14 protein-coding genes are annotated in these 26249 nt (G+C 64.1%); 11 read left to right on the forward strand and 3 right to left on the reverse strand.

The window, feature by feature from the left end; all coding sequences use genetic code 11:
- The first annotated feature begins 180 nt into the window (after positions 1-180).
- Positions 181-792, forward strand: a complete 612-nt coding sequence (locus NTZ26_06760; GenBank protein MCX6560201.1) for a hypothetical protein — start codon at positions 181-183, stop codon at positions 790-792.
- Positions 793-848: 56 nt separating this feature from the next.
- Positions 849-1220 carry a hypothetical protein gene (locus tag NTZ26_06765; protein MCX6560202.1) on the forward strand — a complete coding sequence of 124 codons (372 nt, stop codon included), beginning with the start codon at positions 849-851 and terminating at the stop codon, positions 1218-1220.
- Between the two features lie 17 nt (positions 1221-1237).
- On the opposite strand, the gene NTZ26_06770 is transcribed toward NTZ26_06765, so the two are convergent.
- The 3 genes from NTZ26_06770 to NTZ26_06780 all read right to left on the reverse strand — a co-directional run bounded on the left by NTZ26_06770 (position 1238) and on the right by NTZ26_06780 (position 12146).
- On the reverse strand, positions 1238-9643 hold the full coding sequence (locus NTZ26_06770; GenBank protein MCX6560203.1) for a hypothetical protein: 8406 nt from the start codon (positions 9641-9643) through the stop codon (positions 1238-1240).
- Between the two features lie 3 nt (positions 9644-9646).
- Complete coding sequence (locus tag NTZ26_06775) at positions 9647-10588, reverse strand: universal stress protein (protein ID MCX6560204.1); 942 nt, start codon at positions 10586-10588, stop codon at positions 9647-9649.
- A 64-nt stretch (positions 10589-10652) separates the two neighbouring features.
- Complete coding sequence (locus NTZ26_06780) at positions 10653-12146, reverse strand: RNB domain-containing ribonuclease (GenBank protein MCX6560205.1); 1494 nt, start codon at positions 12144-12146, stop codon at positions 10653-10655.
- A 408-nt stretch (positions 12147-12554) separates the two neighbouring features.
- Between NTZ26_06780 and NTZ26_06785 the strand changes: the two genes are divergently transcribed.
- From NTZ26_06785 to NTZ26_06825, 9 genes are all read left to right on the forward strand, one after another.
- Complete coding sequence (locus NTZ26_06785) at positions 12555-13811, forward strand: hypothetical protein (protein ID MCX6560206.1); 1257 nt, start codon at positions 12555-12557, stop codon at positions 13809-13811.
- A gap of 32 nt (positions 13812-13843) precedes the next feature.
- Complete coding sequence (locus NTZ26_06790; GenBank protein ID MCX6560207.1) at positions 13844-15397, forward strand: DUF3943 domain-containing protein; 1554 nt, start codon at positions 13844-13846, stop codon at positions 15395-15397.
- Between the two features lie 157 nt (positions 15398-15554).
- Positions 15555-18242, forward strand: coding sequence for a DPP IV N-terminal domain-containing protein (locus NTZ26_06795; protein ID MCX6560208.1), 2688 nt, complete (start codon positions 15555-15557; stop codon positions 18240-18242).
- Between the two features lie 54 nt (positions 18243-18296).
- On the forward strand, positions 18297-18761 hold the full coding sequence (locus NTZ26_06800) for a GNAT family N-acetyltransferase (protein ID MCX6560209.1): 465 nt from the start codon (positions 18297-18299) through the stop codon (positions 18759-18761).
- A 152-nt stretch (positions 18762-18913) separates the two neighbouring features.
- Complete coding sequence (locus NTZ26_06805; GenBank protein MCX6560210.1) at positions 18914-19741, forward strand: DUF3147 family protein; 828 nt, start codon at positions 18914-18916, stop codon at positions 19739-19741.
- A gap of 133 nt (positions 19742-19874) precedes the next feature.
- Positions 19875-22436 (forward strand): ATP-binding protein, encoded by a 2562-nt coding sequence (locus NTZ26_06810; GenBank protein MCX6560211.1) that lies wholly within the window; start codon positions 19875-19877, stop codon positions 22434-22436.
- A gap of 248 nt (positions 22437-22684) precedes the next feature.
- Positions 22685-23998 carry a TrpB-like pyridoxal phosphate-dependent enzyme gene (locus NTZ26_06815; GenBank protein ID MCX6560212.1) on the forward strand — a complete coding sequence of 438 codons (1314 nt, stop codon included), beginning with the start codon at positions 22685-22687 and terminating at the stop codon, positions 23996-23998.
- A gap of 117 nt (positions 23999-24115) precedes the next feature.
- A complete protein-coding gene (locus NTZ26_06820; GenBank protein ID MCX6560213.1) occupies positions 24116-24835 on the forward strand; it encodes a DNA alkylation repair protein in 720 nt (239 codons plus the stop codon).
- Positions 24828-26153 (forward strand): C69 family dipeptidase, encoded by a 1326-nt coding sequence (locus NTZ26_06825; protein ID MCX6560214.1) that lies wholly within the window; start codon positions 24828-24830, stop codon positions 26151-26153. The genes NTZ26_06820 and NTZ26_06825 overlap by 8 nt, the downstream gene beginning before the upstream one ends.
- Positions 26154-26249: the final 96 nt, after the last annotated feature.

Genomic DNA, 26249 nt, shown 5'->3' on the forward strand with positions numbered 1-26249 from the left:
GAATTAGTCCTGTTAAAAAGGCATGGACCGCGGCCGCTTCAGAGCCAAGGCCGCTCCGGGCGCTTGTTTCCCCCTAGAACGAGATAATCCTCCCCAGCCGCGAGTTTGGCATGTTTCTTGATCTTACAGCCACTGACAGAACAAGGTTTGGCTCTCACGACACGAGAGCAGGAGTATTCTATGATGAAAAAAATCGTCTTGATTCTAGCCGCGTCGATTCTGATCGCCATTGCTGCGCCCTTGGCTTCGGCCCAGGACGTGTTGATGAACTCGGCGGAGACCATCAACCAGGGCAACCTTAAGCTGGCCTTGTTCCCGACCATGCTGCTCGGCAAAAACGGCCAGGACTCCCTCTGGGGCATGGCCGGGCGGTTCGGGTATGGGCTTACGACAAGCCTCGATATCGAGGCCAAAGCCGCTTTTTTCAAAGGCCTCCGGTACTTCGGAGCCGACATTGAATACTGGTTCGTCCATGGCCGGAACTTCAACGTATCGGCGGCGCTGGGCGGGCATATGACGGATGTGTCGGGGGCGGGGGACAGCTCCGGCCTCGACACGACCCTAATGGCCAGCACCAGGCCTGTGGAGAATCTGGAGATCTACGGAGGGCTCAAGTTCGCCTTTGATTCCCTCAAGAACAGCGATTTCAACTACACCCTGGCCCATATCGTGCCGGGGATCGAGTACCGCCTCAGCGCCGACCTCGATCTTCTGGCCGAGGTCGGCATCGCCCTCAACGACCGGTCCCGCAGCTATGTCAGCGTGGGGTTGTCGCTGTACCTTTTGCGCTGAAGTTAGGAGTCAGATCCCGGCCCGGCGGGCATTTGACGAAGAAGCCATTGAGTCCCATGCAAACATTCTATTACGCCCAAGGAGATCATCCAAGCGAGGCGAGGCTTGCCACCGCCATCCGGGAGGCGATCCCTGCCCAGGCCATCGAGTGCTTCACCGGCTTGGAAAGCTTTCGGGAGAGGCTTCGCAAGCCCGTCGATCCGGATTCGATCGCCGTCATTTCGGCGACGAACCTGGATGAGCTGCGCCGGATGCAGGGGCTCGGAGACCTTTTGTCCGAGGTCTTCGTCGTCCTTGTCATTCCCGATCGGAAGCGGGAAACCATCGAGCTCGCCCATCATTTATTGCCGCGCTTTATGAGCCGGCACCAGGACGATTTCGTCGATCTCGGCCAAGTTCTCCAGAAGATCGTTCGGACCCCGCACTGATGCCGCGCGGTGCGGGCCTAACGGCCCGCGCCGCCCAGCTTCACCTGGATACGGTGCCGGTTGCCGTCCTGCGGCAAAAGAATCGAAGCGCCGGCGCAGATCTCCCCGTCCAGTTCGATCTGCCGGACGCCGCGATTGACGCCCTCGGGATTTTCCACCTCAATCTGAAAAGTCGTCGGGCCGACCCGATAGGTGATCTGATAGCGGGCCCATGCTTTCGGGATGCAGGGTTCGATCGCCAGCGTCCGCCCGGCTCGTCGGAGGCCCAGGATCGCCTCCAACCCCAAGCGATACATCAAGCTGCTCGAGCCGGTGTACCATGTCCAGCCGCCCCGTCCGACGCGCGACGGCGCGCTGTACACGTCGGCCGCGACGACATAGGGTTCCACCGCGTACCGCGCCGCCTTGTCCGGCGTATCGCTGTGGGAGATCGGGTTGAGCATCCGGAACAGCGCCGCCGCGCGATCGCCTTGGCCGAGCTCGGCAAAGGCCCAGACTACCCATAGCGCCGCGTGCGTGTATTGAGCCCCGTTCTCCCGAATGCCGGGCGGATAGCCCTTGATATAGCCCGGATCGCGAGGGGTCCGGTCGAAGGGCGGCGCCAAGAGGAGCAGGAGCTGATCGTCCGGGCGGACGAGCCGTTCGGTGACCGAAGCCATCGCCCGGGTCGCGCGCTCCGGGTCGCCCGCGCCCGAGAGAACGGCCCATGATTGGGCCATCGCGTCGATCTGGCAATCCTCGTTCGCCGCCGATCCCAAAGGTGTGCCGTCGTCGTAATAGGCGCGCCGGTACCATGCGCCGTCCCAGGCGTTCGCCTCCAGAGCGCGGCCCAGCTCCTCGGCCCTCCGGCGGTACGCCGCCGCCGGCCCGCTTTCGCCGCGCAGGTCGCAGAGTCCGGCGAAGCGGGTCAGGGTCGCGATCAGGAACCAGCCCAACCAGACGCTCTCCCCGCGTCCCTCGATGCCGACCCGATTCATGCCGTCATTCCAATCGCCGCCGCCCATCAACGGCAGGCCATGGGTCCCGGTTGGGACGGCCTTCTCCAGGGCTCGCCGGCAATGCTCGTAGAGGGTGAATGGCTCGACGCCGGGGGCGTACTGCCCGTATCGCTCCGTCTCGCCCGGCTCCAGGGGCGCGCCTTGGCGGAAGGGGATGCGCTCCTCCAGGACGGCCGCATCGCCGGTCGAGGCCACATAGTGGGCGACGACGTACGGCAGCCACAACAGATCATCCGAGAAGCGGGTGCGGACGCCCCGTCCCGAAGGCGGATGCCACCAATGGAGCACGTCGCCGGCCTCGAACTGATGCTGTGCGGCGCGCAGGATCTGTTCCCGCTCCAGGCCAGGTGCGGTGTGGACCAGGGCCATGACGTCCTGCAACTGATCCCGGAACCCGAATGCGCCGGACGATTGATAGAACGCCGAGCGCGCCCAGACCCGGCAGGCCAGCGTCTGATAGATGAGCCAGCGGTTGAGCAGGAGATCCATGGCCGGATCCGGGGTCTTCACTTGCACCGCATCGAGCCGCTCCTCCCAGAGGGCCTGTCCCTGCCGCCAGGCCTCGGCGATCCGGTCCTCGCTTTGAAAGCGTTCGATGAGCCGCAGGGCGTCGGCCCGATCCTTGCCTTGCCCGAGCAGGAAAAAGACTTCCTGCGATTCGCCTGGCGGCAGATCGATATGAAGCTGGAGGGCGGCGCAGGGATCGAGCCCGGGCTCGACGACGCTGGCCAGGCCGATGCGGCGCAGGGCCGCGGGCGGCCGCAGATCCCCCTTGCGCCCCAGGAACTCGGTGCGATCCGCGGTCAGTCCGTGGAGCGGCCGGCTGGCCGCGACGAAGGCCACCCGCTCGCCGAATTCGGGGTTGGCCCGATTGCGGGCCAGAAGGGCCTGATGCTCGCTGTCGTAGGTGGAGACGATGAAGGCCTGCCCGGCCTCGCGCGTCGAACCCAGCACCCACTCCGCGTAAAACGTCGCCGTGAGGCGCCGCGGGCGGGCCCACAGATTGGTCAGGCGCAGATGCACGATCTTGACCGGTTCCGCGGCATCCGCGAACAGCCGCAGCCGTTGGGCCAGTCCATGGCTGTGGTGTTCGAAAATTGAATAGCCGGCGCCGTGGCGGACGAGATACGGCGCCGCCGCGCGGCACGGCAGCGGGGTGGGCGACCAGACCTCGGCCGTTTCCTCGTCGCGCAGAAAGATCGCCTCACCCGGGGGATCCGCAACCGGGTCGTTCGACCAGGGCGTCAGCCGGTTTTCGCTGCTGTTGCCGAACCAGGTGAAGCCGGAACCGGCTTCGGAAACCGTAAAGCCGAAATCGGGATTGGCGATGACATTGATCCATGGGGCCGGCGTCCAGCGCTCCGGTTCGAGGAAGATGACGTATTCGCGCCCATCCGGACTGAATCCGCCCCAGCCGTTGTCGAAGACGAGATCGGCGGGGCGCGCCAGCGGGGGCGTGGGTTCCAGAGAAGCGGGTCCAGGGATGGGGACGAAGGCGGGCAGCTCGGTCGACGGCTTGTTCAGGGCTTGCAATTGCTGGGCCAGCGAGCCCTGCCCGGCGTCCAGGACGACTCCGGCCGCCGTTTCCAGCAGGATCCGATCCTCGTCGCGAAGCTGATCGGCATACAGAGGGAAGACGCCGCCTCGCCGGCCGAAGCCGTCTTCGCCCTCGTGACGGACCAGAAGCCGCTGAAGCTGTCCGCGCAATTCCTGGCCGTAAGTCATGCCCTGTTGGTTGAGAATGACGAGGTCGACGAGGAAGCCTTGCCGGCGCCAGAAAGCGTGGGCCTGGAGCGCCAGGCGAACCAAGCCCAGGTCTTCCGTCGCGTTCATCTTAACGAGGAGGATGGGATAATCCCCGGAGACGCTGAAAGGCCACAAGCCCGAGAGGGCTTGGCGATTGGCGGCCAGGGCGGCGGCGCCGGCGCGCCAAGCGGCCCGCGGATACAGGAGGGCCGACAAGAGCTGCTGGATCAGCTCCAGGTCCGGTGCGGTCAGATCGAGCCGCCGCAGCTCCGCTTCGGCCCGCCCCCGCGATTGCTCGAAGGCCCGCTCGATCGTTCGGGCGTCCTGATAGCGCTCGGCCAACCCCAAGGCCGCGTCGCGGGAACGCGCGGCGATCGTCAGAAAGCTCACTTGGGCCGAGGCGTGAGGCGGCAGGTGAAGGATCTGGCTGAGGGCCATGATGGGATCCAGGGTCGCGCCCGCCGTGCCGGACAGATCGTCCCGAAGGCCTAAGGCCGCCGGCGCGCGCAGGGTCCGGCCCCGCCCCAGGAAGCGGGCCCGATCGGTCTCGTAGGCGCCGGTGACCGGGTGCCCCGGCGAGACCGTCGCCGCATGGGCCAGGAAGACGGGTTCTTCATCCGCCGCGCGCGGCCGCCGCCGAAAGAGAAGCATGTTCCCGTCCGGCCGGTATTCGCTCTCGATGAACAGATTGTTGAAGGCCGGATGCCGGGCGTCCGCGGCTTGCGGGGCCAGGATGACTTCGCCGTAGCTCGTTAAGGCGATGTGCCGTACGCGATCGCCGTGATTGGTGAGGGACAGGCGGCGGATCTCGACATCGTCGTCCGGTGCGACGACGATCTCCATGGTCAAGCCGAGGCCGCGATCGGAGCGGCGAAACTCCGCCCGATGGGGGAAGAACTGCACGGCCTGACTCTCCGGCGGGACGGCCGTGGGCTGATCGGCGGCCGACCAGACCTCGCCGCTCTCCAGGTCCCGCAGATAGATCCAGGAGCCGGAGTCCTCCCGCGTCGTGTCGGAGCGCCAGCGGGTCAGGTCCAGGCCCTGCCAACGGCTAAAACCGCCGCCGGCGCTGGTGATCAACACGCCGTAGCGCCCGTTCGACAGACAATGGACTTGGGGCGCGGGCGAATGGGCGGATACGCTCCAGGGCGCGGCTTCGACCTGCCGGCGCACGGGATCCAGCCGCACGGCGCGCTGATCTTCGGACTGCACGGCCTCCAGGGGCGCGTCGCGGGGCACCCTCTCCTGCAGGAACAACTCGACGCTGCGAACGACCGGATCGGCGTGAAAGCGCCGGACCATGACGTTGTCGTGGAGATGATTGACAAGGGCCACCAGGATCATTCCCTGGTGGTGCGCCATGTAGGATCGGACGACGGCCCGGGTTTCCCCCAAGGGAAGTCGGGCGGCCGAAAAATCGACGGCCTCGTAGAATCCGTATGCGCCCCGCATCCGCATCTTGTCCAGGCGGGCGATGTTCTCCATAACCTTCCGCGGACGCCATGACAGCGCGAGCAGGGAGGCGTAGGGGGCGACGACCAGATCCTCGGCCAGGTTCCGTTTAAACCCCAGGCCCGGCACGCCGAAGGTGCGATATTGATAGTTCAGATCCGCGTCGAAGGCGTAGTATCCGGATTCGGAGACGCCCCAGGGGACTTTCCGGCGGCGGCCGTATTCGATCTGTCCGTCGACGGCGGCCAGGCAGCTGCGTTGCAGGAAAGTCCCTTCGTAATGGCGGATGAGCAGGGCGGGCATCAGGTATTCGAACATCGTGCCCCCCCAGGATAACAACGCCCGCGCGCCGCCGATCCGGGTCAGGGGCCGGCCCAGGTGAAGCCAGTGACTCGGGGGGACTTCATTTCGGGCAATGGTGACGATACTGGCGATGCGGGCTTCGGAGGCCAACAGGTCGTAATAGTTGTTGTCCAGCTTTTCGGCCGGCACATTGTAGCCGATGTGAAACAATTGCCGCTGGGGGTCGAACAAAAAGCGGAAATCCATGTCCCGGATGTGCCGTCCGGCCCGCTCGTCCAAGTCTTCGAAGCTGCGGATCAAGGCTGCGGCAGCCGACCCGGCCGACGGCAGATTCCGGGCCAGATTCTCGCACCATGCGAGGGCTTCGGGATCCCTGCCGATCCGGCTGCGCAGGCGCTCCAGGTTCGCCAACCCCGCAGCGCAAGCGGGCTCGATCTCCTCCAGCGCGGGCGCCGGCGGCCACGCGGCGGCCAAGGCCTGCCAGGCTTCGCGGATCGCGGCCGGCGCATCGGGGCGCGCGCACGCCGCGGGCGGGCGGCTCATCGCCGTCCGCCAAGGCGTCAACTGGTCGGCCTCGCGCTGGAGGCTGAACAAATGGCTATGGGTGCGATCAGCCGCTAGACTGAGCCTGTTCAGGGTCGCGGCGCTCAAGGATCCCGGGTCGGCGGCGATGAGCGTCAGCAAGGTTTGATTGATCCCGTTCCAGCCGTCGCCGAACAACCGATGCAACAACGCCGCGCGGCTCGCGGCATCATTCGGTGCGGTCCGGATGTGGAGCTTGAATCCGGCCAGCTTCGACCGAAGCGGCGCCCCGGCCTCCTCCGTCATTTCCCCGGCGGGCCCGTCGAAAAGGCTCAAGGTGTCGAGCAGCCCGTCCCAGTTGCGAGTCCGGCCGATCGGTTGCCGCCGCAGGGTTTGACAGCCCTGTTTCAGGGTCCGGAGACAGGCGATCAGGTTGCCGCTGTCGACCGTGGACACATAACGGGGCGGCAGCGGCTCGAGCGTGCGGGTCTCGTACCAGTTCAGGAAATGGCCGCGGTATTTTTCGAGCCGGTCCAGGCTGTCGAAGGCCGCCTGCAAGCGGGCGGACAGGTCGCTCAAGCCGATGTAGCCCAAGTCATAGGCGGTCAGCGTCGACAGCAGGAGCATCCCCACGTTCGTGGGAGAGGTCGAGTGGGCGAGCCGACCGAGCGGCGCTTCCTGGAAGTGATCCGGAGGCAGCCAATGGTCCTCGGGGCCGACGAACTGCTCGAAGAAGGACCAGGTCTGTCGGGCCAAGGCGCGGAGCCGCGCCGTGTCGCCGGCCGACAACGGGGCGGGAGCGTGATCGATCGGGCGGCCGATGAACCAGGCGATCAGCGGCGACAGGAGCCAGGCCAGCAAAACGGGCGAGGCCGGGGCCAGGGCGGCGGGATGGATCCCGAGAATGGCGCCGGCCGCGGCGGCGGTGGAGACGATCGCCGTCAGGACTTGCGAGACGGTCACGCCGCCCGAGGTGGCGCGGGCCATATCCGCATAGCTGGTCCATTGCAGAAGGTGCTTGCGCGTGACGAACATGCGGACGAGAGTGGTCGCGACCCCGCCGAGCGTAAGCAGGGTTTCGTAAAGGATGAAGGCCAGGGCCAGGACCCAGCGCATCAGGCCGACGCGCAAGGCCCGGAAGACCCGGGGCCAAGGGCTGCCGCGCAGGGCGCGCATCGAGCCGAGCAGGAAATCCGTGAACACGGGGACGGCCAGCGCCAACCCTCCGGCCAGGGTCCAACCCAGCGGCGAGCCGGGCAGTCCCAGCCAGCCGGCCAGAAACAGCGCCAACAGGGCCGGGGCCAGGAGGCTGCGGCGCAGATTGTCCAGGATCTTCCAGCGTCCGATGAGCGAGAGGTCGTTCGGGATGGTGCCCCGACCGACCGAGGGCACCCGAGGCAAGAGCCAAGGCAGAAGCTGCCAGTCGCCGCGAATCCAGCGGCGCGAGCGGCGCAGATAGACGAAGTAGTGCGGCGGGTAGTCTTCGTATAAGACGACGTCGGTAACCAGCCCGACCCGCCCGTGGAGGCCCTCGATCAAGTCGTGGCTGAGCAGGGCGTTTTCCGGCATTCGCCCCGCCAGGCTGCGTTCGAAGGCGTCGACCTCGTAGATGCCCTTGCCGACGTAGCTCCCTTCGCCGAAAAGGTCTTGATAGGCGTTGGAGGCGGCCCGGGAGTAGAGATCGAAGCCGACGTCGCCGGCGAAGATCCGGGTGAAGCGCGAGCGGTCGACGCTGGTGGAGGTGATCTCGATCCCGGGCTGGAGCAGCGTATAGCCGGCGCTGACGACGTTGCCGCCGGGGGCGAATTCGGCCCGATTGAGCGGATGCGCGAGCGCGGCGACCAATCGATGCGCGGCTTCCCGCGGCATCAGCGTATCGGCGTCCAGGGTGATCACGTACTTGATCCCGGGCAGGACGGCCAGGTCGCCCGTCTTCAGGCTGAAGGCCGTATCGGCTCCGCCGCGAAGCAGGCGGTTGAGCTGATGCAGCTTGCCGCGCTTGCGCTCCCAGCCCATCCAACGCTCTTCCTGGGGATTCCAACGCGAGTCGCGATGAAAGAGGTAGAACGGCGGCGACGACTCCCGGGGATACTTCCGGTTGAGCGCGGTGATGCCGTCGCTGGCTTGGGCCGCCAACGGCTCCCGGCCGGCCGGGGGGGGGAGCGGGGCGTCGGGCAGATCGGTGAGCAGCGCGAAATACAAGTGCGGGCCCTGGCTGCGCAAATAGTGCAGCTCGATCTGTTTGAGCAGGGACTTCACTTCGGCCGAGCTGGAGAGCAGGGAGGGGATCACCACCAAGGTTTTGGATCCCGCGGGAATGTCGTCCTCGAAGTCCATTTTGGGCAGGACGCGCGGCGGCAGGGCCAGGGAGATGATCCAGTTCATCAGGCCGACCGAGACGGTCAGCGCCGGGATGAGCCCGAGAAGTCCGACGGCCAGGCTAGGCCAGAAATGGAGGCCGTCCGGGCTGGCATATAGGATAGCGCCGAGTCCGGCGACGAGAGCCATCGATCCGATGCCGCCGAGATAGATGGGTGTCGGATGATCCAAAATCCGGCGGCGGAGGCGGGTCCGCCAAGTCCCGCGATAGCCCAGCCGAGATTCGAGCTTAGCCCGACCTTGGTCGATCAGATAATAGCCGACATGCGCGGTGCGCGGGGTCGCCGGCGGGGCCGGAGTCCGGGCCAGGTCGATCGCCTGCCGGGCCACTTCCGGTTCGTCCCGGCCGGTGGCGCGGGCCAGCTCCTCCACGACCTTGCGATAGCGGTCCCGCGTCTCCCGATCCATCCGGGCATAGACCTGCGCCGGATCGCCGCGCAGAACGCGTTCGACGCGGCTGAGGCTCTCAAAGAAGCTTCGCCAGTCGAGGGTTGCCAGCCGGCGCAGACTGGTGATGCAGTCGGAGACCGTTTCTTCGCCGGGCTCCGCCGGAGGCAAGACCAGCGTCGGCAGCGAGGCGTCGCGGGGGAGGCCGGTGAGGAGACAGATCCGTTGGGCCAAAAACTCGACCAGCCCGAGGCGGAGCATCACCGGCAGGGCCCACAATTCGCCCATGGCCAGGCCCGCGAGATCCTGATAGAGACGCACGAAGCGGGTCATGGACGCCAAGTCCAGCCGGGCCTTCTGCCGCACGATCAATTTTTGGGCCAGCGCATAGACCCGCGGGTAGCCCCGCAGCGGCCCGGCCGAACGGAGCGGCAGCTGGCGATAGAAGCGGGCCGGCATATCCTCCCGGATTTGGCGGCAGGTTTGCTGGATCAGATAAAAATTATCCGGCAGCCACTCCGCGGCTTCGGAACGCGATAAGGTTTGGGTCCGGGATTGCATCTGCCGCGTCGCTTGGCGAAAAAGGGCCTCTTGGGCTAGCAGAAAGCGGGGCAGGGGAAAGGCGGTCGGAGCCATCGGCTAGGGCTTTCCGGAATCGCCGGCCGCTGCTTCGCCCGGGATGGACGAACGATCCTGGAGGATGATCAACGGAGTCGTGCCGTAGGCGATGAGATGGCTGATGACGTCGCCGTAGAGGCCCCGCGTTTCCCGGGACCGGCCATGCGCGCTGAGCAGGACCAGGTCCGCGCCTTCCTGTTCGACCAGTTCATGCAGCGTCGCCGAGAGGTGATCGCTGACCAGGACGCGTGTGGCAACCTCCCCGGCCAGCCGCGACCGCAGCTGATCGAGGTAGAGGGTTGCTTCGACCCGATTGCGCTCGATGAGCCGTTCGACCAGCTCGACGTCCTCACGGCTCGGCAGCGTCCTTCGGGGAAGAGAGGGCTTTTGGACGATGTGGGCCAAAAGGATGTGTGCGCCGTGTGCCTGGGCCAGGGCGGCGGCCGCCGGCAGGATGGACTCGGCGCGTTGGGTGCCGTCCAAGGGCACGAGAAGGCGCTGATAGCGCAAACCGGTCACCTCTCCCACCGGCTCCTGGGCCGCCCGAACGATCATCACCGATGTCCGCGCCCGAAGGGTGATCTTCTGCCCACCGCTGCTCATGCCCCAGTCGCTCAAGCCGCTCTGGCCGTGGCTGCTCAAAATGATCAGCTTGGCCGCGCGGCTGTCCGAAAAGCCGACGACTTGTTCGGCCGCGGACCCTTCGAGAAGATGGGTTTCCGGCTGCAGGCCGGCGGCTTGCAGGCGCAAGTCCAGGCCGTGCAGATAGGTTTTGGCCTCGGCCTGGCGGACCTGCCAGGTGAGCGGGTCCATGGCCCGCCGCTGGCGCTCTTCGCGGGGCCTCTCCAAGACATGCAGAAGCATGACCCGGCCGTCGAAGGCGCGGGCGATGGCGACGGCGTGGGGCAGCACGCACTCGGCCAGAGGCGAACGGTCCAGCGGGAGGAGGATGCAATTGAACATCGGGCTTTCCTTTCTTCGGTCATCCGGCCGCGGCCCGGCGGATCGGGGGGCGGGGCCGCCCCGTTTACCGTCCGGCCGGACCGACGGCCTTGAAATCAATGAAGCCGCGCTCGACATCGATCGCGATCAGTTCGACCCGAATCCGGTCGCCGACATCCAGTCCGCTGAACCCCTGAATGAGCTTGCCTTCGGCCGGGAGGGGAAGAAGCCGGACCCAGGTGCCTTTTTCGGAGGCTCCCGTAACCAGGGCTTCGAATCGTTCGTGAAGCCTCGGGGCGAGCAGGAGCGCGGCGGCGGATTTGTCGATCTGCCGCTCGACTTTGTCGGCCGCATCCTCCTGCTCAGTGCAGCGGCGGGCCAAGTCCTCCAGCTCCTCGAAGCGATAGGGCCAGGCGCCGCCCCGCAGGGCGGCTTTCAGCAGCCGCTGCGTGATCAAGTCGGGATAGCGGCGATTCGGGGCGGTCGAATGGGTATAGTCCTGGACTGCGAGCCCGAAGTGCCCCGCCGACGCGCCGCCGGGCCGCTCGGCCGTGTATTCGCCCGCGCCCAAGAGCTTGATCACCGCCAGGGAGAGGTCGGGGAATCGGAGCGGATCGGCGGCTTTTTCCCGAAGGAGAAACTCATCCAGGGCCTTTGGATCGGGGCCGGCCGGCAGCCGAAATCGGGCGGCGCCGGCGATCTTGACGATCCGGTCCCAACGCTTCGGCTCGCGAACGACGCGCCGGATGGACGGAAATTGCTTGGAGGCCAGAAAACGGGCGGTGACACCGTTGGCCGCGATCATGAAGTCCTCGATCAGGTCCGTGGCCCGATTCTTAGCGTCGATTTCGAGAGTCCGAAGCTGGTCGCCTTCAAAGACCGGTTTTGCCTTAATGGTTTCCAGGCTGAGCGCCCCGTGGACGTGCCGCAGATTTCTTAGCCGCCGCGCGGCCCGGTCCTGGAGGCGAAGATTCTCGGCCAGCCCGGCGACGGCGTCCACGGCATCCGGCGCGGGGGCCGTCCCTTCCAGCCAGGCGGCCAGGCGGCGGTAGGCCAGCTTGGCCCGGTTGCGGACGCGGGCTCGATAGACCTGCGAGTCCCCCACGGATCCGTCCGGGCCGATGACCATGTCGACGACCAGGGCGAGGCGATCGGCATCGGGGTTCAGGGAGGTGAGATCGTTGGACAGCTTCTCCGGCAGCATGGGGAATATCAGGGCCGCGGTGTAAACCGAGGTCGTATTGTGACGGGCGTGCTCGTCGATGGGGGAGCCGTTTTTGACCAGGCTGTCCACATCGGCGACGGCGACAAGGACCCTGACTTCATCGCCCGGCAGGGCTTCGCCGACGGTCAGCTGATCCAGGTCGCGGGAGTCGTCATTGTCGATGGAGGCCCACAGGAGGGCCGTGAGGTCGCGGGCGTCATTGTCCGCTGCCGGCGGGAGGGGCTGAATCCGGCCAAGCTCGGCGAGCGCTTCGGGAGAGAAGTCGGGGAGCAAGCCCCGCTCGATCATCGCCCGCCGGGCCAAGCTCTGCAGGATGGCTCGATGTTGTCTTCCGTCGGAGGGCCTGGCGGTCATGCGACGACTCCTTATTCCGGCTTTCGAGCTCAGGCGCCTTTCCGCAAGCGGACAGGAGCCAGGGATTCGGAAGAATCCATTCCTCCTAAAGCGATTTTCATGCCAAGTCCGGGCCCCCGAAACGGAAAGCCGAATACCCTTATCCCCATATATTCCCCGGTCGAATCGGCGCAAGGTGCGGGATTCAATCCGGACGCTTATCCTGTCCGGCAGGATGATTTCTATTAAAAGTGGAATCTGGAGTCTCCGGCCGAGGCCAGAGAAGACACCGGTCCCGAGCCCGTTTTGCCCTGATGGACTGCGATTTCCGGGGAGCATTGCCGGTCCCGGATCATGGCCGCGAAAAAGAAAGGCCGCAAGCGATATGGCACGCATATTGCATTTAGCGTTGCTAGGAGGAGAACAACTATGAAAAAATCTTTTTGGATCATTTCCGCGGTTCTCGTCATGGCGGCGAGTTCCGCCGCCTATCTCGTCTCGCCGGCCGGCGGCCCTCTTCCGAACGGGGGAAGCGCCATCGCCCCCGGTGGGGCGCAGTATTCCAACCGTCCGCAAGAATACGGCCGGTATGAAGACAATTCCTATTTCTATGATCGCCTGTCCGCCTACGGAGATTGGATCGATCTCAACCCGTACGGCTATGTTTGGATTCCCCGGCACATGGGCTATCGTTGGCGGCCCTACAGCTACGGCCGTTGGGTCTGGTCCGATTACGGCTGGACTTGGCTCGCCGACGAGGAATGGGGGGATATCCCTTTCCATTACGGACGCTGGGGTTGGGATGAGGAGATCGGCTGGTTCTGGGTGCCCGACACGGTCTGGGGGCCGGCCTGGGTGACCTGGAGATCCAACGATCAATACATGGGCTGGGCGCCTCTCCCGCCCGGCTTCGAATTCCGGGTGGGCATGAGATCCGTCTCTCTTGCCATCCGCATCCCCCTCAATTTCTGGGTCTTTATCCAAGGATCGCATTTCCAGGATTCGAACCTCAACGGCTATCTGCTGCCGTATGAACGCAACCAGACGATCGTCAATTACACGACTCTCCGCAACAACCTGTACACGCGCAACGACCGGATCGTAAACGAGGGCTTCGGGCTCGATGAGGTCCGTCGCATCACCGGGCGGGCCGTCCCCACTTACAGCCTGCAGGACGTCCAGCAGCCCGGACGCATGAGGGTCGCCGGCCAAGCTGTCCAGATCTACCGTCCGACCATCCGGGCCAATAAGGCCGCTAAACCAAAAGTATTTTTGAACACGAACCAGGCCCGGCAAGAGCTGGCCCCGGCCAAAGTCTTCGACCCTCGCGGCCGGCAGACCGCCTCGACCGAGGCCGCGGCCGTTCAGAAACGCCAGGCCGATGAAAAGAGGATCTTAGAGGCGACCCAGGCGCAGGAGATTCAAAGCCTGCAGCTGAAGCGCGACCAGGAGGCCAAGCGGGTCAACAACGCCTCGGCCAGAGCCAAGGTGACGAAAGAATACGAGGTCAAGATCACCGATTTGAAGAAGAACCACGTGGTCGAGACCGAGCAGATCACGGTCCGGCACAAGAACGACACCGAGCAGGTCAAGAAGGTCGCTCAGGGCAGGAACGCCGTTCAGGCCAAGTCCGCTCCGCCGGACAGGAAGGCCGCCCCGCCGGATAAAAAGAAAAGGATCGATTAACAGCCCGCGGGGATCGGAAGATCGGTGAGGATATGAGCCGAGGAGAGACCGGCCGCCCGACGGGCTTGAATTGGATTAAGGCGCTGCCGGCCTTGGCTGGCTTCATAGCTCTCCTGGGCGGCGGTTCCGCCGTCTATGCGGGACGGCTGCCCGGGCGCGGCATTCCTCCGACTTTCCATCTCTCATCCTACCAAGCCGGCTTCGACAGCAATGAGGGAGGGGGCTTCGGCCTCCTCCCGTTCTCTTTGCAACAACAGCCCTTCGTCGAACCCGACGTCCGGCTCCGGGATGACGACCCGGCGTTCATCAAAAAATCGTTGCCCGGGGGGGTTGCCTTCCGGGTGTTTTCCTCGAATGTCCTGACCTGGGCGATGGATCGGTTCATCATGGGCTATCCCTGGGCCCGGGTCGGGTTGACGAGCTGGAAAAACAATTTCCTGAAGGGTTGGCAGTGGGATATCGACCCTTTCAACACGAATTTTTTCTTCCATCCCTATTCCGGCGGCGCTTTTTTCAATTCCGCCCGGTCCAACGGGTACGGGTATTTCAGCTCCGTCCCCTTCGCCTTGATGGGCAGTCTGATGTGGGAGTACTTCGGAGAAACGGGCCGGCCGGCTTACAACGATCTGATCAACACGACGCTCAGCGGTTCCTTATTCGGGGAAATTTTTTATCGGTTGAGCTCATCGCTCCTGGACGACCGGGCGACCGGGGTGGAGCGGTTCTTCAGGGAATTCGGGGCCCTGCTTCTTAGCCCGGGGCGAGCGTTCAGCCGGCTCCTGCAGGGTAAGTTGACCCGGGTCACGACGAAGGAGATCTATCAGAAAGAGCCGATAAACATTTCCGCGAGCGCGGGAGCGCATTGGTTCAATCAAGGCAGCCGCTTCGGCACCGGCAGCCTGAGCGCCAACTTAAACATCCATTTGGATTATGGCGATCCATTTGAAATCCGGCCCCGGAAGCCATTTGATTTCTTCAAGATCCGGACGGACCTCAGCTACGGGAAAAACATGGGCAAGCGATATCTGGACAATTTCATCGGTTACGGCCTGCTCTTCGGCAAAACCGTTCACTCGGGGAGCATGGATTTGCTGATGGGGGTCTTCCAGCACTATAACTACTGGGACAGCAAGATCTTTCAGATCAGCACCTTGGCTTTCGGCGGGGGGCTGATTGCCAAGTGGCGGCTGTCCGAGGAATCGAATCTCCAAGCCGCCTTCCATCTCGGGCTCATTCCCCTCGGGGCCAGCGATTCGCCCTATATCGATTTGATGGAAGCCGGGGAACATGTCCGCAACTACAATTATGCGGGCGGAGCCGAGGCCAAGATCGAGAGCACCCTGAACCTCACGACGTTCGGCCAGCTGACGGCGATCTTCTATTTTTACCGGCTTTATAATTTCGTCGGCCCGGCCGGGCACAACAACATTATGGTCTTCAAGCCCAGGCTGGCCATCAAGCTGGTCGACAACATCAACTTGGGATTTGAGTTTCTGTATTATTACAAGGAAGGCTATTACCTGCATTTGCCCGATATCAAAAAGAGCAACAGCGAGCAGAAGCTGTACCTCATGCTGTATTTCTGAAGCTCAGCCTGATTGATTTTTTTGCCGGGCTGATATAAAAGTCTGTTTTCATGGCTCTTTATCTCGGCCTACGTCCCATTCCCGCCCTGCCCTCTTTCGCCCCTCCGGCCGTCTCCGGACGGCCGACAACTCATTCCCTTAACTTCCTGGAGGCCTCATGAAGCGTTTACCGGCGGCAATCGCCCTCGCTCTTATTCTCGTCCTGGGCTGCCTGACTCTCGTCGGTGCCCAAGCCCCGGCGGCCCAGAAAGCCAATTACGAGCTGGCCTCGCGCTGGACGGCGGCCAAGGTCGGCAAGCTCGTCTTCGACGGCCAGGTCCAGCCCCGCTGGCTCGAATCGGGCGACCGGTTCTGGTACGCCTATGAGACGAGCCAGGGCCGGAAGTGGTTCATCGTCGATCCGGCCCTTAAGTCACGCAGGCCGCTCTTCGACAACGCCAAGATGGCGGCCCTGCTGACCAAGATCACCCTCTTCCCCTATGAGGCCCAACACCTGCCGATCCGGACGATCAAGTTCATCAAGAAGGACACGACGATCCGGTTCGATATCGAGTATCCCAAAGACGCCGATGTCCGGGTCGGCGACGTCTTGAAAAAGGTCGTCGACGTAGGCAAGGAGTTCGAGGATAAGGAGAAGGAGAAGGAAAAGCTCCAGGACACCCAGAAGAAGGATCAGGACAAAAAGGATCAGGATAAGAAGGATCAGGATAAGAAGGACGCGGACAAGCTCAAGGAGCCCGAGAGCAAGACCAAGGCCCTGTACTTCGAATACGAACTGGCCTCCGGCAAGCTGACTCTCCTGGAGGATTACAAGGCCCCCGAGACCCGGCCGCGCTGGGCCTCGGTTTCGCCCGACGAGAAGACGATCATTTTCGGCCGCGGTTTCAATCTCTACATGATGGATGCCGAGAGCTTTAAAAAGGCCTGGAAGAAGGCCGATGATAAGGACGTCAAGGAAGTCCAATTGACGACTGACGGCGAGGAATACTACAGCTACACTCGTGACCTCACCGACGAGGAGAAGAAGACCTACCAGAAGGACGAAAAGGACCGCAAGGACTACCGGGTCCCGGCGGCCGGGGTGATCTGGTCCAAGGACTCCAAAAAGTTCTCGATCGAGCGCGACGATTCGCGCAAGGTCGGTGCCCTGTGGGTTATCAACTCTCTGTCCAATCCGCGGCCGACCCTGGAAACCTACAAATACGCCATGCCCGGCGAGGAAGCCCAGCCGCAGTTCGAGCTGTGGATCTTCGACCTCGCCTCCAAAGGCAAGATCAAGGTCAAGACGGACAAGTACAAGGACCAGACGATCGATGTCTACGCGGCGGAGCGGAAAGCGTCCGACCTTGAGAAGGACTACCCGCCGCCGGCCACCTGGCTGGGCGACCGCTCCGACCTGCTCTACCTGGGCCGCCAGAGCCGCAATCTGCACCGCTACGACGTCAGCACCGTCGACGTCGAGAAGGGCGAAGTCAAAGTTCTGTTCGAGGAAGTCCTCAACACCTATGTCGACGTCCAGCCGCCTAAGCTGGTCGACGGCGGCAAGGAGATCGTCTGGTGGTCCGAACGGGACGGCTGGGGCCACTATTATTTGTACGACGGGGCGGGCAAGCTCAAGGGGCCGATCACCTCGGGCGAGTTCGTCTGCGCCGGCATCCAGCGCCTGGACGAGAAGGGCCGCGTCCTGTATTTCAACGCCTGGGGCCGCGAGCCGGGCGAGGACCCTTACTTTGCGCATCTTTACCGGGTCGGCTTGGACGGCAGCGGGCTCAAGCTGCTCAACCCGGGCGACGCCAATCATGCCGGTGCGATGAACGAGGCCGGCCGCTGGTTTGTGGACAATTTTAGCCGGGTCGACCAGGCGCCCAAGTCGGAGCTTCGCGATGCGCTGGGCAATCTGATCCTGCCCCTCGAGTCGACGGATGTCTCGGCCCTCGTTGCGGCCGGATTCAAATATCCCGAGTCTTTCAGCGTTAAGGCTGACGACGGCGTCACCGATTTGTACGGGGTCATGTACAAGCCGTTCGATTTCGACCCCCAGAAAAAGTATCCCATCATCCTCTACGTCTATCCGGGCCCCCAGACGGAGAGCGTCTCCAAGACCTTCGTCCCGCGGAGCGCCAGCATGCAATTGGCCCAGTTCGGGTTCATCGTGGTCGAGATCGGAAACCGGGGCGGCAATCCCCAGCGCTCCAAGTGGTACCACAACTTCGGCTACGGCAACCTGCGCGACTATGGCCTGGCCGACAAGAAGCGCTGCGTCGAGCTGCTGGCCCAGAAGCACTCCTTCGTCGACGGCGACCGGGTCGGCATCTTCGGCCATAGCGGCGGCGGATTCATGACGGCGGCGGCGCTGCTTGTCTATCCCGACTTCTTCAAAGTCGGCGTATCCTCCTCGGGCAACCACGAGAACAACATCTACAACCGCTGGTGGAGCGAGAAGCACCACGGCGTCAAGGAAGTGACGGACGACAAGGGCGTCGTCAAGTTCGAATATGCCATCGAGAAGAACTCCGAGCTGGCCAAAAACCTCAAGGGCCACCTGCTGTTGACGACGGGGGACATCGACAACAACGTCCACCCCGGCAATACTTTCCGGCTGGCCAACGCCCTGGTCCGGGCCAACAAGCGGTTCGACTTTTTCCTTTTCCCTGGCCAGCGCCACGGCTATGGGGATATGGGGGATTACTGGTCCTGGATCCGGGCCGATTACTTCTGCAAGTGGTTGCTCGGCGACTTCTCCCAGTCGGTCGATATGTGGGAGCTCAATCGCGAGAAGGAGCAGTCCGGGGCTAAGGCGGCCGCGGCGGCGACCGGAGGGACGGGCGGCGGCGTGCGCCGCTAAGCGGCGGATTTCGCGGGGCCATGGGGTCAGCCGGCCCGCGGGAAGCGAGAGGATATGACCAAGCCGACGCCGGAAGATCGAGTCCGTTTTCGGGTCCGCGACTACGGGCCCGGGGACTTTCCCCAGGTGGAGGCGGTCTGGCGGGAAGCCGGGATGGCAACGCCTAAGCGCGGCGATTCGGCCGAAGTTGTCGACCGGACCCTGCGCCACGAGGGGGCGCGCCTGTTCGTGCTCGAAGACGGCGAATCGGGCCGGCTGGCGGGCACGTCATGGATGACTTGCGACGGCCGGCGCATCCATCTCCATCATTTCGCCGTCGCGGCCGAGTGGCGGGGGCGAGGGTTGGCGAAGATCCTTCTGGAAGCCTCGCTCCGTCATGTCCGGGCGGAAGGAATCCAGGTTAAGCTCGAAGTCCACAAGTCCAATGGCCCGGCCGTTAATCTGTATCGCAAGGCGGGATTCGAGACGATCGGCGATTACGAGGTTTATATCATCCGCGATCTGACGAAGATGCCTTAAAAAGGGAGGCGGGATTGCGGCGTCGCCGCCGCGATCGGATCGTCCGACCGGGGCCGATCGGGAGCCCATTGTCGGTCAGCTGCGCCGGGCTTGTCAAACGGCGGCTTCGCGGCGGTCGACAGGGCCGGGTCGGTCATGGTAAATTGCGCCCCATGATCGACTCCGCGTTTCTCTGGCGGCTGCTCCTGTCGTTTCTCGTCGGCGGCGGCTGGATCGCCGCCGCGACGCTGGCGGCCGACCGGCTGGGCAGCCGGATCGGCGGCTTTTTGAGCGGCCTGCCGTCCACCGTGGTCGTGACCTTCTTCTTCATCGGCCTCGGCCAGGGGACGGAGGCGGCCGCCCAGGCGACGACCGTCTTCCCGATGGCCTTCGCCGTCACCGGGCTTTTCTTGCTCGCCTTCGCCGTTCTCTCCCGCGGCAGCTTCGCCGCCGGATTCTCGGCCGCCCTCGTGCTGTGGGTCGTGCTTTCGGCGCTCATCCTCATCCTCAAGCCGAATCGCTTCGGCTGGTCGCTGGCGGTCTATGCCGTTGTTCTGGCTGCGTCAATCGGGCTCACCGGATCGGTGCTCCGCCTGCCTAAGGCCCAACACGGCGGCGGCCGGCATTCGCCGCTTCAGGTGGCGGCCCGGGCCGTCTTCGGCGGCCTGATCATCGTCGTGGCCGTGCTTCTAAGCCGGATCGGGGGACCGGTCTTCGGCGGCGTCTTCGCCGGCTTTCCGGCCGTCTTCGTCTCCACCCTGGTCATCGGCTTCCGCGAGCACGGGCTGGATTTCGCCCGGGCCATCGTCCGGCCGATGCTGCTCACCGGCATGATCACCATCGGCATCTACGGGATCGGCGTGCGCCTCCTGTATCCGGTGTTCGGCTTGATCCGAGGAACCGTGCTCTCGTTCCTGCTGTCTCTCGTCGCGGGCGTGTTCGTGTTCATCTTGCTGCGCCCGCAGGCCGGGGGAGCACCCGCAAGCTCCGGCGGCCATTGACTCCCCCCGCTCTCGGTCGTATGCTTGCAGCATCAACCGGTGGGCGGAAATGCCTTCCGATGCGAGCGGCGTTCGCCTCCTGCCTAAAGTCCGTTCCTGACCGGTCCTCTCGATTGTCCGGAGAAATCTCGCCGTGGCTCTTAAAATGCTCAAGCTGTTTCTGGGTGAACCGGTCGCGGATCCCGGCCTCAAGGAGCAGTTTGAGCGGGAGACCAGGTCCCTCAGCCGGGAGATGCTCTCCCTGACCTGTCTGATCGGGATGTTCCTCTTCCCGCTCTTCGGAACGCTCGACGTCATCGTCTTTCCCCGGCTTTATCCCGTCTTCTGGGCCCTGCGGCTGATCGAAGTCGTCGTCTGCGCCGTCCTTTATGCCCTCGCCAAATCCAAGTGGGTCCGCTCCCATCCCGCCGACGCCGGCATGTTTCTGATGATCGCCAGCTGCCTCAATATCGTGGCCATGTGCTGGCTGACCGGGGGGCCGACGAGCGTCTATTATGCCGGCATCAACCTGACGATTCTGGTGGTGATCTTCGTCATGATCCTGGACGCCCGGCGCGCCCTGCTGGCCTGCGCGGTCGTCTATGCCTTTTTCATGCTTCCCCTGCTTTCCGGATCGTTCGACGCTTCTCAAACGGCCGCGATCGTCTCCAACAACTATTTTCTCCTGATCACCATGGCTTTGGCCGTTCTCTGGACCCTGATCAAGAACCGGACCCGGCTGGAGGCCCTGCGCGGGAGGCGAAGCCTGGCCAAGGCCAATGAGGAATTGAAGCAGCTGGACGCCTTGAAGTCGCAGTTTTTTGCCAACGTCAGCCACGAAGTCCGAACCCCCCTGACTTCGATCCTGGGGCCGATCGCAAGCCTCTATCAAGGCGACGCCGGAGACTTGGCCGCGGACCAGCAGGCCCTGATCGAGACGGTGTACCGCAACTCCCTGAAGCTTCTCGATATGATCAATCAAATGCTCGATTTCTCCAAAATCGAGGCCGGGAAGATGCCGCTTCGACTGACCCGGGAGGACTTGGGCGCAACCTTGCGGGAGACCGTCGACATCTTCCGGCCGATCGCCGAACGCAAGGGGATCCGGCTGGATTTCCGGCCCGGCGGAGACGTCCCGGCGGTCGATATCGACGCCGGCAAATTCGAGCGGGTTGTGACGAACTTGGTGCGCAACGCCCTGAAATTCACGGACCATGGATCCATCCTTGTGACTCTGCGGGCGGAGGGCCTGCGGATCCGGCTGGCCGTGGAGGACACGGGGATCGGCATCGCGCCCGAACATCTGGCTTCCATCTTCGAGCGCTTCCATCAAGTCGACGGATCCAGCACCCGCCGCTACGAGGGCACGGGGATCGGCTTGACCCTCGTCAAAGAGTATGTCGAGCTGATGCGGGGCACGATCTCGGTGACCAGCGAGCTCGGGCGCGGCACGCGGTTTGAGATCGAGCTGCCCGCGAACCTGGCGGATCTGGCGCCCGAGGCCGTCCGCGAACGCCGGTCGGCGCCGTCCGGCCGCGCCCCTACCCGGGCCGTCCCGGCCGGAGGACGGCCGCCTTCGGCCCGCTGCCGGGACGAAGGGGCCCCGGTCTCCATCGGCGATCTGGCTTGGATGGAACAAATCGCGCCACCGCTCGATGCCGAGCTTCTCTCCGGCGATGACGCGCCGCCGCCGGTCGATCGGGTGCTCTTGGCCGAGGACAATGCGGATCTGCGGGCCTTTCTCCGGACTATGCTGATCCGGTCCGGACATGATGTCGTCGCCGTGGCGGACGGAGTCGAGGCTTGGGAAGCGGCCGAAAGAGATTTACCGGATGTGATCGTTTCCGACCTGATGATGCCGCGGCTGGATGGCTATGAGCTTCTGCGGAAGGTCAAGGGCACTTCGGCCACTCGGCAGATTCCCGTCATTCTGATCACGGCCAAGCCGGGGCTGGAGGCCAAGCTCAAAGGGTATGAGCACGGCGCCGATGCCTTTATTGGGAAGCCTGTTCAGATCCGCGAGCTCGACGCCCGGATCCGGAATCTCACGGCCGAGCACCGGAGTCAGCTCGCTGCCATTCGGTTAAAAGAGATGGAGTCGCGGGAGGATGAGCGGTTGCGGGGATTCGAAAAGCTCCGCTTGGCCTTGAAGTCCACCGTCCAATCCATTGCGGCTGTCGCCGAAATGAGGGACCCCTACACGGCGGGCCATCAACGGCGGGTGGCCGACTTGGCCTTGGCCCTCGGCGCGGAAAGGGGGCTTTCGGCCGACTGCATCGAGGGTCTCCATATGGCGGCCATGATCCACGACATCGGCAAGATCCGCATCCCTACGGAAATCTTGAGCAAGCCCTCGAAATTGACGGCTCTGGAGTTTGAGCTGATCAAAACGCACGCCCAGGCGGGAGCCGACATCCTCAAGGGCATCGATTTCCCCTGGCCCATTGCCCGCATGATACTGGAGCACCACGAACGGATGGACGGCTCGGGGTATCCGGGAGGCCTGCGCGGCGAAAGCCTCCTCCCGGAATCCAGGATTCTCGCCGTGGCCGATGCCGTGGAGGCGATTTCGACCCATCGGCCCTACCGTCCCGCCCTGGGCATCGAGGCCGCATTGGCGGAGATCGAGGCCAAGAAGGGACTGCTCTTCGACGCCGCCGCGGTGGACGCCTGCCTGACGCTTTTCCGGCAGAAGCAATATTCGCTCCCGGTTTGAGCCGCAACCTCCGTTTGGGGCCGCTATTCTCGCCCGGCACTTGACGCCGTTTCGGAATCTGCCTATGATGCTCGGCATGGAACGTAGTGCAAGAGCCGACGCAACCTGCCGGGCTCTTTCTCTATCCCTCCTTTTCTGGTGGGCGGCCTCCTCCGCCCAATAAATCCACCCCCCGCGCCATTTTTCCCGCAAACCATTCGCCCAGGCGAATTTTCCGCGCGTCCACGACCAGAAAAATGGAGAATAACATGACCGCTTTCGAACGTTTTGCGCCTCGGGACAGCCGCTTCCTGCCCGAGGCCTTTTACAATCTCAAGGCCGATCTGCCCATCGCACCCCAGCCCGCGCTTCATCCTGGGACCCGTCTTCCTCTATCGGCGTCCGACTGGGAGCCCGTCTTTGCCAAGGGGTTCGTGGCCCAGGAAATGAGCCTGGATCGATTCCTCGCCATCCCCGGCGACGTCCTGGAAGCTTATGCGACTTTCCGCCCGACCCCTCTCGTCTACGCATCGGGCCTGCGCCGGGCGTTGGATACTCCGGCCCATATCTTCTACAAGTCCGAGGCGGTCGGGCCGATGGGAAGCCACAAAAGCAACACGGCCCTGATGCAAGCCTGGCTGGCGGCCCGAGAGGGAATCGAGACGTTGGTCACCGAGACCGGGGCGGGCCAATGGGGGAGCGCCCTGGCCCACGCCGGGGCCCTGTTCGGCGTTAAGGTCCGAGTCTTCATGGTTCGGGTCAGCTACCGACAGAAGCCAGGTCGCCGGGTCTTGATGGAAATGTTCGGAGCGGACGTGGCCGAGAGCCCCAGCCCCCTGACCGAATTCGGCCGGGCGCTTTTTTTGAAGGACCCCGATAATCCCGGCAGTCTAGGTATCGCCATCTCCGAAGCCTTGGAAACGGCGTTCAAAGGGCGGAACAGCCGATATGCCTTGGGCTCGGTGTTGGACGCCGTCCTCCTGCACCAGACCGTCATCGGACTCGAGGCGGAAGCCCAAACGGCGGCCATCGGCGCCCGTCCCGACGTGATCATCGGATGTGCGGGCGGCGGGTCCAATTTCGGCGGCCTGGCCTTCCCGTTCGTCCGCCGCCGGATAACCGAAGGGGCCGATATCCGTTTCGTTGCGGCTGAACCGGAGGCCTGCCCGTCCTTGACTTGCGGGGAGCTGCGCTATGATCATGGCGACTCCGCGGGCCTGACGCCGCTTCTCCGGATGTATACCCTCGGCAAGGACTTCATGCCCGCCTCCATCCACGCCGGCGGCCTCCGTTACCACGGCATGGCCCCCTTGGTCAGCCATCTGGTCGAGCAGGGGATTGTCGAGCCCAAAGCTTACGGACAGGACAGGGTTTTCGATGCGGCGAATCTCTTCTTCCGCAGCGAGGGCGTCCTGCCGGCGCCCGAGTCCGCGCACGCGGTGGCGGCCGTGATCGACGAGGCATTGGAAGCCAAGCGCGAAGGACGGGAGCGAACGATCCTCTTCAATCTTTCCGGCCACGGCTTTCTCGACCTCAATGCCTACCAGGCCTGTGGGAACGGGAGGACAGACGACTCAGCCTGAAGATCATCCTGCCGCAACTCGAATTCCGAACCCGCCCGGGCTATAATGACCGTCGACCGGCCGAAGGCCGCGAATAAGGAAAATGCCGTGCACCGATCCGGACCGTCTCCGAAGAAAATGGCTGCCGATATCGTCGCCCGTCTCGCGAGTGGGGGAGACCCAGTCCACGCGGCGGGGGCTCATCGCTATTTCCGCGAGCAGGTGGAGTTCTACGGCTGGACGACGCCCCGCATGCGCGCCCTGGTGGCGGAGATCTACGCCGAGGTGCGCTCCTCGTGGTCACTAGCCGATGCCCTAGCCCTGGCCGAAATCCTGCTGCCCCGACAGAAATTCGAAGCCAAGGCGGTCGGCATTCTCATCCTTCTCAAGTTCAAGAAGGACTTTGGGCCGGCCGAATTCCGGAAGATTAAAGCCTGGCTGGCCAAGGACTACTGCAACAACTGGGCTTCCGTGGACAGCCTTTGTCCGGAAGGCCTGGGCGGACTGATCGGGACGCATCCCGCCCTGGCGGACGAGATCCTTCAATGGACCAGCCATGGCAACCGCTGGGTCAGGCGGGGGTCGATTGTCGCTTTCATCGGGCTGACCCGGCGCGGCCGATTCCTGGATCAGGCCTATGTCGTGGCCGCGGCGATGCTGGGAACCGACGACGATCTCCTGCAGAAGGCCACGGGATGGATGTTGCGGGAAGCCGGGAAAGCCGACGCGCCTCGACTCAAAAAGTTTCTTCTGGCCAACGGCCCGGCCATCCCCCGGACCACCCTCCGCTACGCCATCGAACGCTTTCCGGAGGCCGAGCGCAAAGCGCTTCTGGCCGCGACTAAGTCCCATGTGTGACACCATCGTCGCTCTGGGCGAGACGACCTCGGACGGGGCGACGCTGTTTGCCAAGAACTCCGACCGCGAGCCCAACGAGGCCCATGTCATTCTGCGCGTTCCGGCCGCCCGCCATGCCTCGGGCGAGCGGGTTCATTGCACTTACATCGATGTCCCCCAGGTCGAGGAGACGTTCGAGATCCTGCTGGCCAAGCCGTTCTGGATCTGGGGTGGGGAGATGGGCGCCAACGAGCACGGCGTCGTGATCGGCAATGAAGCCGTGTTCACCAGAGTTCCTTACGATAAGACCCCCGGCCTGATCGGGATGGACTTCCTGCGCCTGGCTCTGGAGAGGAGCCGGACGGCGGCCGAGGCCCGCGATGTAATCACGGCGCTGCTGGCCCGCCACGGGCAGGGAGGCAACTGCGGATTCCGTCACAAAACCTACTACCATAACAGCTTTCTCCTTGCCGACCCGAAAGAGGCCTGGGTGCTGGAGACAGCGGGCCGCGAGTGGGCGGCTGTGAAGGTGCGGGACATCCGTTCGATCTCCAATGGGTTGACGATCGGGAGCGAGTACGATCTGGCCTCGCCCGGCCTGGTCGAGACCGCGGCGAAGCGCGGTTGGACTAAGCGCGGCCGGGCCTTCGATTTCGCCCGCGACTATTCCGACGCCGTCTTTACCCGTTTCAGCCGCTGCCGCGAACGACGCTGCCGGACAGAGGAGCTGCTGCGGGGCGCGCGAGGCCGGATCGACGTCGCGGCGATGATGAACGTCCTGCGCGATCATGGGGCCGGCGCAGGTTCGGGCTGGTCTCCCTCGCGCGGCCTGGCCGGCTTTACGGTTTGCGCCCATGCCGGGTTCGGCCCGATCCGGTCCACGGGGACTACGGGCTCGATGGTGTCGCATCTTCTTCCCGGCGCCCAGACACATTTCTTGACGGGGACCGCCGCGCCGTGCACAAGCTTGTTCAAGCCGGTTTGGCTGGGCGGCCGTTGGATGCCCGTCGAGCCGGTTCCGGAAGGGACTTATAACGCGGCGACCCTCTTCTGGAGGCACGAATCCCTCCATCGGGCCATCCTGCGGGATTATCCGACTCGCGCTCCGATCGGCCGAGCCGAACGAGTCGAGATCGAGGGGCGATTCATTCGGGAAGCGCTGGCTTGCATTCCGGCCGGGCGGGAAGCCCTGACGCAACGCTCCTTCTCCGAAGCGGACGAGTTCGAGTCTCGTTGGCTCGACTCCATCGGGAAGCCCGAGGCACGCCGCTACCCTGGCGCGTTGTACGGCGCCGCATGGCGCGGATTCGACCGCCGGGCAAAAATGCCGAAGCCCTGACTTTAGCTTGGATCTTACCCCAAGCCGCAGACTCGGAGATAGGAGAAGAGCCTTTAACCCCGGCCGGTCATCTCGTATAATGAAGACTGTTCGAAA

The sequence above is a fragment of the Candidatus Aminicenantes bacterium genome (genome assembly GCA_026393855.1).
Lineage (GTDB): Bacteria > Acidobacteriota > Aminicenantia > Aminicenantales > UBA4085 > UBA4085.

Coding starts and splice junctions, on each gene's coding strand:
- NTZ26_06760 (MCX6560201.1), top strand. CDS start 181: ATGATGAAAAAAATCGTCTTGATTCTAGCCGCGTCGATTCTGATCGCC.
- NTZ26_06765 (MCX6560202.1), top strand. CDS start 849: ATGCAAACATTCTATTACGCCCAAGGAGATCATCCAAGCGAGGCGAGG.
- NTZ26_06770 (MCX6560203.1), bottom strand. CDS start 9,643: ATGGCTCCGACCGCCTTTCCCCTGCCCCGCTTTCTGCTAGCCCAAGAG.
- NTZ26_06775 (MCX6560204.1), bottom strand. CDS start 10,588: ATGTTCAATTGCATCCTCCTCCCGCTGGACCGTTCGCCTCTGGCCGAG.
- NTZ26_06780 (MCX6560205.1), bottom strand. CDS start 12,146: ATGACCGCCAGGCCCTCCGACGGAAGACAACATCGAGCCATCCTGCAG.
- NTZ26_06785 (MCX6560206.1), top strand. CDS start 12,555: ATGAAAAAATCTTTTTGGATCATTTCCGCGGTTCTCGTCATGGCGGCG.
- NTZ26_06790 (MCX6560207.1), top strand. CDS start 13,844: ATGAGCCGAGGAGAGACCGGCCGCCCGACGGGCTTGAATTGGATTAAG.
- NTZ26_06795 (MCX6560208.1), top strand. CDS start 15,555: ATGAAGCGTTTACCGGCGGCAATCGCCCTCGCTCTTATTCTCGTCCTG.
- NTZ26_06800 (MCX6560209.1), top strand. CDS start 18,297: ATGACCAAGCCGACGCCGGAAGATCGAGTCCGTTTTCGGGTCCGCGAC.
- NTZ26_06805 (MCX6560210.1), top strand. CDS start 18,914: ATGATCGACTCCGCGTTTCTCTGGCGGCTGCTCCTGTCGTTTCTCGTC.
- NTZ26_06815 (MCX6560212.1), top strand. CDS start 22,685: ATGACCGCTTTCGAACGTTTTGCGCCTCGGGACAGCCGCTTCCTGCCC.
- NTZ26_06820 (MCX6560213.1), top strand. CDS start 24,116: ATGGCTGCCGATATCGTCGCCCGTCTCGCGAGTGGGGGAGACCCAGTC.
- NTZ26_06825 (MCX6560214.1), top strand. CDS start 24,828: ATGTGTGACACCATCGTCGCTCTGGGCGAGACGACCTCGGACGGGGCG.